The organism is Alteromonas sp. AWM4_230 (assembly GCF_056158305.1).
This window is the reverse complement of record NZ_JBSWTB010000001.1, coordinates 4246798-4260037: the sequence shown is the minus strand read 5'-3', so window position 1 is coordinate 4260037 and position 13240 is coordinate 4246798. Positions and strand designations below refer to the sequence as shown.

The 13240-nt window shown below is 44.9% G+C and carries 8 protein-coding genes; 5 read left to right on the top strand and 3 right to left on the bottom strand.

Annotated elements, in window-relative coordinates; all coding sequences use genetic code 11:
• Positions 1–12: 12 nt before the first annotated feature.
• The gene (locus ACXACS_RS18310; RefSeq protein ID WP_474808725.1) at positions 13–477 is read right to left on the bottom strand and encodes an NUDIX hydrolase; all 465 of its coding nucleotides are present in this window, start codon (positions 475–477) and stop codon (positions 13–15) included.
• A 318-nt stretch (positions 478–795) separates the two neighbouring features.
• Between ACXACS_RS18310 and ACXACS_RS18305 the strand changes: the two genes are divergently transcribed.
• The 5 genes from ACXACS_RS18305 (at position 796) to ACXACS_RS18285 (ending at position 8859) form a co-directional block, all read left to right on the top strand.
• On the top strand, positions 796–1845 hold the full coding sequence (locus ACXACS_RS18305; RefSeq protein WP_474808723.1) for an efflux RND transporter periplasmic adaptor subunit: 1050 nt from the start codon (positions 796–798) through the stop codon (positions 1843–1845).
• 13 nt (positions 1846–1858) lie between these two features.
• Positions 1859–4966 carry an efflux RND transporter permease subunit gene (locus ACXACS_RS18300; protein WP_474808722.1) on the top strand — a complete coding sequence of 1036 codons (3108 nt, stop codon included), beginning with the start codon at positions 1859–1861 and terminating at the stop codon, positions 4964–4966.
• 495 nt (positions 4967–5461) lie between these two features.
• A complete protein-coding gene (locus ACXACS_RS18295; RefSeq protein ID WP_474808720.1) occupies positions 5462–5866 on the top strand; it encodes a type 2 periplasmic-binding domain-containing protein in 405 nt (134 codons plus the stop codon).
• Positions 5867–5900: 34 nt separating this feature from the next.
• Positions 5901–7082, top strand: coding sequence for a topoisomerase IV (locus ACXACS_RS18290; protein ID WP_474808719.1), 1182 nt, complete (start codon positions 5901–5903; stop codon positions 7080–7082).
• Between the two features lie 157 nt (positions 7083–7239).
• A complete protein-coding gene (locus ACXACS_RS18285; protein ID WP_474808717.1) occupies positions 7240–8859 on the top strand; it encodes a methyl-accepting chemotaxis protein in 1620 nt (539 codons plus the stop codon).
• 173 nt (positions 8860–9032) lie between these two features.
• Here ACXACS_RS18285 and rpoD read toward each other — a convergent pair whose 3' ends face one another.
• On the bottom strand, positions 9033–10868 hold the full coding sequence (gene rpoD, locus ACXACS_RS18280; protein WP_474808715.1) for an RNA polymerase sigma factor RpoD: 1836 nt from the start codon (positions 10866–10868) through the stop codon (positions 9033–9035).
• A gap of 444 nt (positions 10869–11312) precedes the next feature.
• On the bottom strand, positions 11313–13091 hold the full coding sequence (gene dnaG, locus ACXACS_RS18275) for a DNA primase (RefSeq protein WP_474808713.1): 1779 nt from the start codon (positions 13089–13091) through the stop codon (positions 11313–11315).
• Positions 13092–13240: the final 149 nt, after the last annotated feature.

Below are 13240 nucleotides of genomic sequence, written 5' to 3'. Positions count from 1 at the left end.
AACAATGCTTTGTCAGTGCTGCTTTATAACGAATTGGGTGTAGCCATCGCGCAAGGGAATAAGATCATCAGCATAACGCAACGCATCATGGTCGAGCATAAATGGGTCTGCCTTAACGAGCCTGACAACTTCTAATTTTGCCCACGGTGGTGCATCGAAAGTGTTAGGAAACTTTTCAATTCCTGCATCTACATGACAGCCAAATATGACTAAGCCATTAGCTGTCGTCGATAGATATTCTTTTACTTCAACGTTAAAACCTGTTTCTTCCCACGTTTCTCTATGGGCTGTGCAGGCAAGTGATTCACCTTCGACTATCCCTCCGCCGGGGAAGTCTAATTTGCCAGACAGGCGGTGCTTTACCAGCAACACTTTGCCCTCAGTTTTTATCAAACAGGCCGCGCCAACGGGGGAACCTTGAGCGTTTACTTCATCGTGAACATACTTAGATAACAGTGCATCAGAAACACGGCACATTGGGGAACTAGGCGTTGACGGTGAACATGCGAAAAGCGTTAAAACAGCGAATATAGCTGATAAGCGAAATAAGATGACCATTGATTTGGGTAAAATACTCTAGCGGGTGTTTGCGATTGCTTTAAAAGTAATCAATATTATCAAGCAGACTCTACGCAAAAATAAAAATAACACAACTAACAATAATAACGCGGTACACAAAAAAATGTTTGGGAAAGTTTGCGCTTAAATAAAGCGAACTTTGTGTACTGAAGCATTCAATGAGTTTTTAAAAAAGTTCACGCTCAGCGCAATGCTATTTTACCAATAGGAAAGGTTATGTCTTCTCGATTCTCGTTATCGCCCTTAGTACTTGGCGTGCTGTTGCTTGCAGGTGTTGTTGCATATTTAAATATGCCACAGGAAGAAAGTAAAGCAAGCGCTGGCGCTAGAGCCACACCAGTAAAAACAGCAGTTGTTTCGTCACAGGCATTTCCTATCACTATCGAGTCGCTCGGCACAGCTACTGCTAACGAGTCTGTAAATATCACCGCTCAAGTTACCGATACGGTAAAAACGATAAATTTCGATGATGGCGATAAAGTCGTAGAAGGCGAGCTTTTGGTGCAGCTTAATAACACTGAAGAGCGTGCTAGGGTAGAAGAGCTAAAAGCGAACATTGACGAGGCTAAGCGTCAGTTTACCCGCATAGCCGACTTACGTCAGTCAAATGCTACTTCTGAACAGCTTCTCGATGAGCAGCAAGCTCGAGTGAAAGCATTACAAGCCCAGTTAGATGTCGCGTTAGCTCAGCTTAACGACCTTCAAATACGCGCTCCATTTAATGGGTTGCTAGGCAACCGAGAGATCAGTATCGGTTCACTAATTCAGCCAGGCGACTCTATCACCACGTTAGATGATATTAGCCAAATCAAAGTTGATTTTAGTATCGCTGAAAACCACCTGGCTAGCCTGGCTAAAGGGCAATTCGTAAGTGCGTCGTCAGTTGCTTACCCTGGAGAAGAGTTTACAGGAAAAATTACCAATATTGATACGCGCTTGGACCCCATTAGTCGCTCCATTCGCGTGCGCGCAACTATTGATAACCAAGACAGTCGTCTACGCCCGGGTATGCTGCTAACCGTTGTGGTAGAAAAACGTGTACTTAGCGCTTTAGTCTTGCCAGAAAAGGCACTGGTGCCAGTGCAAGACAAACAGTTTGTTTATGTGGTTAAAGATAATGTCGCACATCAAACTGAGGTAAAAATTGGTGAGCGTCGGCCAGGACAAGTGCAGATTGTCAGCGGTTTAAGTGAAGGAGATGAAGTAATAACCGAAGGTACACTTCGCGTACGTGACCAATCTCCGGTTAATGTATTAAACCGCTAGGGAGTATACAGTTATGCTATTGTCAGACGTTTCTGTAAAGCGCCCGGTTTTTGCAACCGTACTCAATTTACTGTTGATTATCTTTGGTATTGTCGCGTTCTCCATGTTGAGTTTACGGGAATACCCCGACATCGACCCACCCATTGTCTCGGTTAATACAAACTACACAGGGGCTTCGGCAAACATAGTCGAGACCCGAATTACCCAGCTTCTTGAAGACAGAATTTCGGGTATTGAAGGCATAAAGAATGTTACCTCTACATCTCGCAATGGTCGTTCAGACATCACAATCGAGTTTAAACTTTCTCGAGACATTGATGCGGCAGCTAACGATGTGCGCGAGCGCGTCAGTCGCGCGTTAAATAACTTGCCCGATCAAGCCGATCCCCCTGAAGTATCTAAAGCGAACTCAGATGAAAGTGCCGTGGTGTGGTACAACTTACGAAGCACCAACCTCAATACTATGGAGTTGACCGACTACGCAGAACGTGTGCTGGTTGACAGGCTATCCATTGTGGACGGTGTGGCTAGAATTCAAATTGGTGGTGGAAGACGTTACGCCATGAAAGTGTTTTTAGACCGCAATGCTATGGCGGCTAGAGGCATAACAGTTAGCGATGTAGAGCAAGTGATCCGCGCCGAAAACGTAGAGTTGCCTGCTGGTGAAGTAGAAAGTAAAGATCGTGACTTTGAAGTACGGGTAGCGCGAACGTTTCTAACGCCGGATGATTTTGCAGCGCTAACCGTTGCAGTAGGGGATAACGGCTATCTGGTGCGTCTAGGCGAAATAGCCCACGTTGAGCTAACCGCCGAAGATGACGAGACAGAGTTTCGGGGTGATGGCGTCAATATGATAGGCCTAGGCATTATCAAGCAGTCTAAAGCCAATACTCTCGAAGTAGCCCGCGCAGCGAAAGCGCAGATTGAAAAAATAGAAGCGACCCTTCCAGATAACATTTTTATTGTGCCAAGTTACGACTCATCAGTTTTCATTGAGGCATCAATTGTTGAGGTGTATGAGACCTTGGGGATCGCTATGCTCATGGTAGTGATCGTAATATACCTTTTCCTAGGTAATATTCGCGCCACGCTAATTCCTGCGGTTACCGTACCTGTTTCTATTATTGCTGCTTTTATTGTGATGTATGCGCTGGGCTTTTCAATAAACCTGCTAACTCTGCTTGCTATGGTATTAGCGATTGGCCTAGTGGTAGACGATGCTATTGTTGTACTTGAGAACATATATCGGCGCATTGAGATGGGAGAACCGCCTATTTTGGCTGCCTATCGCGGTGCCAAAGAGGTCGGATTCGCCGTAATTGCCACTACTCTGGTACTTATTTCTGTGTTCGTTCCTTTGGTTTTCCTTGAAGGCAATATAGGCAGACTTTTCACCGAGTTTGCGTTGGCCATTGCTGCAGCAGTGGCATTTTCAAGCTTTACCGCGCTTACTTTGTCGCCCATGATGGCGTCAAAAATACTTAAAAAACGCCCTCGTTCATCAGGCTTCGGAAGCTGGATGGATAAGCGGTTTTCAAAGCTTGAAAGCAGTTACTTCAATACGTTGGGTAAAACCTTACACCAACCTTTCCTTATGCTGATCATGCTTATTATTGCGGTTGTTGCGTTAGTCCAACTTTCAGAGAAAGTACCTAGTGAGTTCGTTCCTAAAGAAGATAGAGGTAACTTTTTCATCTTAATGAACGCTCAAGAAGGGGCGAGCTTTGAAAGTAACGCAAGAAATTTAGAGCAAATAGAAAGCATATTAATGCCCTATCGCGAGAGCGGTAAAATTAATCGTCTTTTGGTGAGAACACCGGGTTTCGGCGGAAACGCGGGGATAGCAATCGTCGGTTCTGCAGATTGGGATGAGCGTGATTTCAGTACATTTTCACTAATGGATGAAATCAGCGGCAAGCTTAACAGCGTACCTGATGTTCGCGCGTTTGCGATCATGCGAAGCGGGATATCAGGAGGTGGGCTAGGGCGTCCTGTTCAGTTCGTCTTACAAGGTGATACCTATGAGAACCTTGTAGAGTGGCGCGACATAGTGTTACAAAAAGCAGCGCAAAACCCGGGATTAATTCGCCTAGACTCCGATTATAAGGAAACGTCACCACAGCTGTTGGTCAAAATAAATCGGGACAGAGCGGCTGACCTTGGCGTATCAATTAGCGATATTGGCGGCACGTTAGAGGTCATGCTTGGTCAGCGTAGGGTGTCTACTTTCCTCGATAGAGGTGAAGAGTACGACGTTATTATGGAAGGCATAGAAGAAGACTTTAGAAGCCCTAACAGTATTGAAAATTTATACGTGAGGTCATCTCGTACCGGTGAGCTTATCCCTATGGACAACTTACTCACCTTTGAAGAGCAGGCTACCTCGGCAAGACTAAACCGCTATAACAGAATGCGGGCCGTTACTATATCGGCTAACTTAGCAGATGGTTATACACTAGGTGAGGCACTTTCCTACTTAGAAAATATTGTGGCTACTGAACTGCCCGATAACGTATCTATCGATTACAAAGGTGAGTCACAGCTTTATCAAGAAGCAGGCAACTCTTTTGTTTATGTCTTTATGCTAGCGCTTGCGGTCACTTACTTAATATTGGCCGCGCAGTTTGAAAGCTGGGTGCACCCTTTAGTTATAATGCTTACCGTGCCCTTAGCTCTCGTTGGGGCATACATCGGGCTGTTTTTTAGTGACATGACGATTAATATCTACAGCCAAATTGGTTTGGTTATGCTTATCGGGCTTGCCGCAAAAAATGGCATCTTAATAGTAGAGTTCGCTAATCAACTTCGTGATGCAGGTATGGAGTTTGAACTCGCACTTAAGCGTGCTGCCGCACAGCGTTTGCGCCCTATCGTAATGACAGGGTTTACCACCGTGTTTAGCTCTTTACCTTTGGTGCTTGCATCAGGACCTGGCGCTGAAAGCCGGATGGTAATCGGTATGGTTATCTTCTCAGGTGTGCTTGTTTCAGCATTTATGACCCTTTATGTTGTTCCTACAGCGTATAGCTGGCTTGCAAGGAAAACAGGCTCTCCAATGCAGCGAACCAACGAAATCGAAGCGCTGGAAAAAACGATTCCTTACAAGAAAGGTGAGTCATAGGTATTCGCTTATAGACTATTGTTTACTCTTGGGCCCGCGCCAATGCCAGTTGGGCGGGTTCAAAAGTTCAGGTATCTTCTTTCATACTCTAATATGAGTTTCTATCACTTCCATCACAATGCTTAACTTTTTTAAGTGGCTGATATATATAGGCTAGTTAAGTTTTTTTGCTATGCATTTAGTTTTTTTATTGATACTTATAAGCGCTAACGGTATGTATTAGACAATCGTATAGTTGTTTAACTTTCTACTTTCACTACACTGCGCGCCATTCCCAAGTACTTATATAAGCTATTAATTTATATAAGATAAATATTTAAAGCTCAAAGTGGCGAATATTGCGTTTGTGACCAATACTTATCTCGTTGTAAATGTTTGGACACACAAGCACCTGTTTGCTTCATATCGCTCTAACACGCAAATGTCGTTTTTAGCGCCTTCAAAGAAAGTGAAGAGCGATGGGCTAGCATCCAAAAAGACTCCAGAGGACATATGATGAAAAAATGGATACTTGCAGCCGGACTGTGCTGTAACGTGGCGATTGCTGATGTAGCAGTCATCGTGCATCCTAGCAATGGCGATTCACTAGATAAAGATAGTATAAGCCGTCTTTTCTTAAACAAGGCCAAAGCATTCCCTAGCGGTACAAAAGCAGAGCCTGTTGCGTTAGCTGAAGGTCAATCTGCTACAGACGAATTCAACGGCAAGGTCTTAAACAAAACTGCAGCTCAACTTACTGCGTTTTGGTCAAAACTTGTTTTTACGGGTAAAGGTCAACCTCCTGAAGCGTTAGGTAGTGACGCAGACGTTATATCTGCAGTTGCAAGCAACCCAGGCGCTATTGGCTATGTCGACGCTGGCGCGGTAAACGATAGCGTACGTGTTGTCGCTACCTTCTAACCTACCGTTAATACAAAGAATTTAAGGAACACGCATGAAAACCAAATTAGCTATCTTATCTATTGCTGGCCTTTTAGCTACTCCAGCACTTGCCGACATTCAAATTAACGGCTTTGCAAACCTTATTGGCGGAATGACGCTAGATGATGACGAGTCAGTATACGGCTACGACAGTGATTTTAACTTCGACCCAGCCAGCGTCTTTGGTCTACAGGTTCGCGGTGACGTTAGCGATAAACTTTCTGCAACTGCGCAGCTAGTTGGCCGCGGAAGTGAAGACTACGACGCAGATTTCGAGTGGGCTTACATGACTTACATGTTGAACAACAACGTCAACATCAGTGCCGGTCGCCTACGTATGCCTCTTTTCAAATATTCTGCATCACTTGATATTGGTTATTCTTATCACTGGCTAACGCCACCTGACGCTGTTTACGGTATCGACTTTAACAACATCGATGGCGTACGTATTGACTATATGAATTACTCTGGTGATTGGGAGTATGGCGCTCAGCTTACCATGGGTCGTGTAGAGGCTGACACGACGATTTCAGGTACGCCTGCGGCGCTAGAATTAAAGAATGTAGTGGCTGTTTCTTTTGAAGCAACGCGTGACTGGTTCAGTGCTCGTACATTATTTGCACGTGGTTCGACTAGCGCTGCAAACGAAGATTTTGATACGTTTATAGATGGCATGTCTGCGTTTGGCGCGGTTATTCCAACTGCAGCCACTTCAGCTGAAGGTTTCAGCGTTAATGACGACACGGGAACCTTCTTTGAAGTAGCGGTTGATATCGACAAATATGATTGGTTTGTAGGTGCAGAATTTACTCAGACAGAAGTTGATGGTTCTGTTATCGCTGACAATAAAGCGTGGTACGTAACTGCAGGCATGCGCTTCGGTAAGTTTACGCCGCACATCACATATGAAGTAGAAGAAGCGGATAACGCTAATCAGCTTGGCCATGTAGCAGCACTTCCATCAACTATCTCTACTGGAGACGCGGTTACTGATGCGACTTGGGCTTCTATCTATCAAGGTGCTGCTGGCATTGCAGCTCAACAAGAGCTAGATGTATCGGCAGTTACTGTGGGCCTACGCTACGACGTGGAGCCAGGCTTCGCACTTAAAACCGATGTAACTTGGTACTCAGACGACCTAAATGATCTGAATGATGCAACACTACTTAAAGTTGGCGTAAATTATACGTTCTAACTACCTATCTATGGCCTTGTACTTGTGCGAGGCCATAATTTCGTTAAAGTTTTTTACTAATAGGTAGATAAATTAGGTAGACCAAACAAAGTGCAGCGCTTTTTGAAAAGTTAAGTGAAAGGCAGTTGCACGATCATAAAAAATAGTGGGATAGTTGATGAACTTTCTAAAGAAAATGCCAATTGCGACTAAGATCTTCCTTATACCGGGGATCGCAGCGCTAAGTTTTATTATTTATTTGCTTATCACTATCTACACCGCGCTCAATAATGGCGCAACGCTAGAAAAAGTACAGAAAGTTCAGTTCCCAGCATTACAGCTATCGGCATCGACACTGGTCGACATGCAAAAAGTGCGTGACACCCTAGCAAGTGCAGTAACAACAGGTGATCAAGATACCCTTACTGTGGCGCAAGAATTGGCAGAAGAAGCGAAGAAAGGGCTTAATCAAATCGCGAATATCAGCCCGGAGTTTCGTTCAGATATCTCGCGTATATCCTCAGGTTTCGACGAATACTTTGACGTCGCCTACGAAGTTTCACAATCCATGGTAGACGGCACAGCTGACTTTAGTCGCCTAGGTGAACTGTCTGCTCAAATGAATCAGTCTTACGATGGGGCTATTGCCGCTATGTCACAATTTCGTGATGCACAGCAAGCTGCATTCGAGAAAGCCTTTGAAAACACAGATAGCGCAAATACATCGCTTATTAGTACGGGCGTTATTTTAGCTATTGTTGTAACCATTTTATTGTTTGCAACCGCAGTACCTATTGTTCGCGGTATAAAGCAGAGTATTGATGATGTTGTTCGCTCTCTTAAAGATATTGCGCAAGAAAATGGCGACCTAACGGTACGTATTGATACGAAAAGTGAAGACGAAATTGGTGAGCTGGTTTACTGGTTCAATCAATTTATGGATAAGCTACAAGGCGTAGTGCGTGATGTGGTTGAGGCGAGTTTACCGCTATCGAACTTAGCGCAAAACCTACGCGGCGTTACAGAAGAAACTCAGCGTACCATTGATGTACAGCAAAAGTCTGCAACTAATGCTAAGAGTGCAGTAGATACCATGAGCGGCTCTGTAGATGGTGTTGCACACAGTGCAGCGCAAGCGGCAAGCGATGCCAATGAAGCTACCACAGCGGCGAGCGAAGGTCGTCAAATTGTGCAGCAAACCGTAACTAGCATTCAGCAGCTTGCTGAAAACGTACGTGAGACAGCTGATGTTATTGGGCGCTTAGAATCTGACTCAAACAAAGTCGGTTCAGTGCTAGATGTAATCAAGGGCATAGCGGAACAAACCAACCTGCTTGCACTTAACGCGGCTATCGAGGCTGCAAGGGCCGGTGAGCAAGGGCGAGGCTTTGCAGTAGTCGCTGACGAAGTTAGAACGCTAGCGTCGCGCACGCAGCAATCTACAGAAGAGATTCAAAGCACAATAGAGCAGCTTCAAAGCGCAGCGCATTCAGCAGTTGAAGTAATGGCGCGTGGTACCGAACAAGCCACAAATAGCGTTGAAACCGCCAATAAAGCGGGCAGCAGCTTAGAGACCATTACCAGTACTATCGGTCGCATCAACCAAATGAATGAACAGATTGCTCACAATACGGAAGACCAGCGCACCGTTGCGGTCGATATTGTACGTCACGTGGATGAAATTCATGAGCGAACAGAGCAAACTGCAAGCCGTTCAGGCGAACTTGGGACTATGTGTAATGAGCTTGCTGACCTTGCGCAGCACCTTGAATCAATCGCTAAGCAGTTTAGAGTGTAAGCTCTAACTAACCTTTCTAAAGCGTATTGAAAGCCTCCTGACGGGGGCTTTTTTATGTGTGCAGCAAAATATTGAAACAACGAGGTGCAGCTTTTTATGGAGAGAACTTCGGGAAGTTAAGACAAAAAAATCCCCAGCCAAGGCCGGGGATTTATAAACAAAGCAATGCTTTTCTATTCGTCTAAGAAGCTGCGTAGCTGCTCAGAACGACTAGGGTGGCGAAGTTTGCGAAGTGCTTTAGCTTCAATCTGACGAATACGCTCACGGGTAACGTCAAACTGCTTACCTACTTCTTCAAGCGTGTGGTCGGTATTCATGTCGATACCGAAACGCATACGTAGTACTTTCGCTTCTCGAGCCGTTAGGCCTGCTAGTACTTCTTGTGTTGCGCCTTTTAAGCTACCGCCAGTTGCTGAATCGAGGGGCTGAATAATAGTGCTGTCCTCGATAAAGTCGCCAAGATGTGAATCTTCATCATCGCCGATAGGTGTTTCCATCGAGATTGGCTCTTTAGCAATCTTAAGTACCTTACGAATCTTGTCTTCAGGCATTAGCATGCGCTCTGACAATTCTTCAGGTGTAGGTTCACGTCCCATCTCCTGAAGCATTTGACGAGAGATACGGTTTAGCTTGTTAATCGTCTCAATCATGTGCACAGGAATACGGATAGTACGCGCCTGGTCAGCAATTGAACGAGTAATCGCCTGACGAATCCACCATGTAGCGTAAGTTGAGAACTTATAACCACGACGATATTCGAACTTATCTACCGCCTTCATCAGACCAATATTACCTTCTTGGATAAGGTCAAGGAACTGAAGACCGCGGTTGGTGTACTTCTTCGCAATTGAGATAACAAGACGAAGGTTAGCTTCAACCATCTCTTTTTTCGCACGACGCGCTTTCGCTTCACCAATCGACATGCGACGGTTAATATCTTTAATATCAGCGATAACCAAGCCAGTTTCTTGCTCAACTTGATTCATCTTGCTAATGCAGCGCTCAATCTCTTCTTGGTTAACTGCAAGTTCAGCTGCATAAGGCGCACCTGATTTAACTGCTTCGTGTAACCATGCAGTAGACGTTTCGTTACCCGCGAAAGCTTTAATAAAGTCTTTCTTAGGCATTTTTGCATTAACAACACAGAACTTCATTACAAGACGTTCTTGGATACGTACTTTGTCCATCATTGCACGCATGTTTTTAACCATGCGATCAAATTGCTTAGGAACTAGACGGAACTCTTTAAATACGTCGCTTAGTGCGTTGATTTGTGTACGAGAATCAGCATGTGAACGACCCTTCTTCTCGATAACATCACGAGTTTTGATGTACTGTTCACGAAGTTCTGCGAAACGTTCGCGCGCTAGCTCTGGGTCTACGCCGCTATCGTCTTCATCTTCGTCGTCGTCATCATCATCATCGCCATCTTCGTCATCTAACTCTTCTTCAGATAACTCAGAGCCTACGTGCGTTGCAGTTGGCGCGAGATCTTGATCATCGTTAGGATCAACAAAGCCCGAGATAATGTCACTTAGGCGAATTTCTTCGGCTTCGTATAAATCCCACTGATCTAACAGATAAGTGATCGCTTCTGGATATTCAGCAACCGAGCACTGTACTTGGTTAATACCGTCTTCAATACGCTTAGCGATTTCAATTTCGCCTTCGCGTGTAAGAAGTTCAACGGTACCCATTTCACGCATATACATGCGAACTGGGTCAGTCGTACGGCCAATTTCACTTTCTACAGTAGCAAGTGCTTGAGCTGCCGCTTCTGCAGCATCTTCATCAGCATTCGCTTCTTGCATGAGAAGTTCATCTGCATCAGGAGCTGATTCAGAAACTTGAATTCCCATGTCATTAATCATGCGGATTATGTCTTCGATTTGATCAGAATCGACAATATCTTGCGGCAGGTGGTCGTTTACTTCTGCAAAGGTTAAGTAACCTTGCTCTTTACCTTTTGCAATCAGGAGTTTAATCTGAGACTGCTTGCTTTGCGCCATATAACCTACACTTCTCACATTCAATTAGTTTGCAATAGAAAAGACAACATACGCCTAAGTATGTTCCCTGTTCTGCTGTAGTACTGCATTTGTATCAAGGCCGTTAATGCTAGATGCCACGCTGGTGTAAACCAATATATTTACGATGCACATCTGCTCGGGTTCGGTTCTGCCCGTTATGTTCGGCTATATCTTTGCTACTCGTGTTGCTGCATTTTTGTTCACATGAAAAGTGTGAACCATGTTCAAACATGCCCGCAGCGAATTAGCCAGTATAGCAGAATAAGCGGTGGTTTTACCAGATTGACGGCCGATTTTTTAGTCAATGCTTTTTACATTTCCGCCTTTACTACTTGCATAGTGCACAACTGCAAGGCGAAGGCGAGCTAAACGTAAAGCTTACTACGCAAAAACAGACCAACCCAAAGTTCATTTTCCCCTGGGTTAACTCTTCTGTCTTTCCCTCATAAGCAGGTTCAATTCCTGTTTTTCCGCTTGAGTCAGCGGTTGAACCCGCGAGCGTGAAATTAAGGTTTCAATGCGGCTATCGAAATGCCCGTCTAGTAAGCGAGCGAAGCTGTCGTTATATACACGCTCAGCATCCTCATCTTTGACTAAGTGTTCTTGCAACAATAATTTCGCGATAGTAGAAGAATGGGGATGGTCGCGGAAATTTTCAACAAGCTGCGCAGTTTTTGCGTGAGGGTGATTGACACAATAGCTGTGAATATCGCGCAACAAATCCATACCGGCAGCATTGCTACCGGCGAATATATCTATCTGCACATCTTCGCAATGTGCGGCTAACTCTGGCTTATCAAGCAGTAAGCGTATCAGCATGCGAAGTGGCGATAGTTTAGGTTTGTTTACCTGGTTGCGATTAGGGGAGTAAGCTTGCTTTGAACCTTGATTCGCTTTGGTAATATCTTGTTGAAGTTTAAACCTATCGAACTCGCCAGTGTGCTTGGCTAACTCTTCCAGCAACATTTGCTTTTGGTCATCACCTAAGGTGCTTTCAATCAGTGGCATAGCCGCTTTTTTAAGGGCAATCTTACCTTCTGGCGTACCCACGTTGTGAGTTTTTAGCAAGTTCTCAAAAAAGAAACGAGACAAAGGCGTCGCGCTATCGAGCATTTCCATAAACGTATCTTTGCCCACCTGACGCACCATGGTATCTGGGTCTTCGCCATCGGGTAAGAATAAAAAAGATATACGCACGCCGTCTTTTAACGCCGGTAAGGCGTTCTCTAGCGCGCGCCATGCAGCTTCACGCCCAGCGCGGTCACCATCATAACAGCACACAATGTGCGAAGTAGCGCGAACCAGCATTTGAATGTGTTCAGGTGTGGTAGCCGTACCCAAGGCAGCGGTAGCAATATTAATGTCGAACTGACTCAATGCCACCACATCCATGTAGCCTTCAACAACGACAACCGTATCTAAAGTGCGATTGTTCTGGCGCGCTGAATAAAACCCAAAAAGTTCGCTGCCTTTATGAAAAATGCGAGTTTCTGGTGAGTTTAAGTATTTAGGACCGCCGTCATCTAATACTCGACCGCCAAAGCCGACCACGCGACCCCGTTTATCCCTAATTGGAAACATGATGCGGTCGCGGAAGAAGTCGTAGGTACGTCCTTGGTCGTTTTTATTGACCAGTTTTAAATCGACCAACTGCTTGATGCGTTGGGGATCTTTACCAAAGGTATTTAGCAGTGCGTCCCAGCTGTCAGGGGCATAGCCAATTTCCCACTGCTTGACGATATCACCACTGAGCCCACGGTTCTTTAAATAGTCGATGGCTTTTTTACTATTACCGTTTTGGCGCAACTGATGCTGGAAAAAGCGTGTGACTTGTTCCATTACTGCATAGTCGTCTTGCTGTTGCTGTTTTTTCTCTTCGCTCATGGCAGGCCGGCTGCCTTTTTCTCGAGGTACTTCAAGCCCGTGATAACGGGCTAGCTCTTCAATCGCCTCGACAAATTCTAAGCGGTCGAATTCCATAATAAATGAGATAGCATTACCGTGAGCGCCGCATCCGAAACAGTGATAGAACTGCTTATCTTGACTAACAGTAAAAGAGGGTGACTTTTCGTTATGAAAAGGGCAGCACGCCTGGTAATTCTTACCTGCTTTTTTGAGTTTGACTCGGCTATCTACCACTTCTACCACATCGGTACGTGACAGCAGGTCATCTATAAAATCGCGAGGTATCTTTCCAGCCATGAGGGTACTTTCAACAAAAGTTAGTTAAAAAAAAGAGTTAGTTAAAAAAGAATGAGTTCAAAAATAAAGAGAAAAGCATAGTCTTAGCTGCGCTTTAAACGACAGGCTACAACATCATGAAAACAGTGAAGTACTGTAACAGGGAAGTG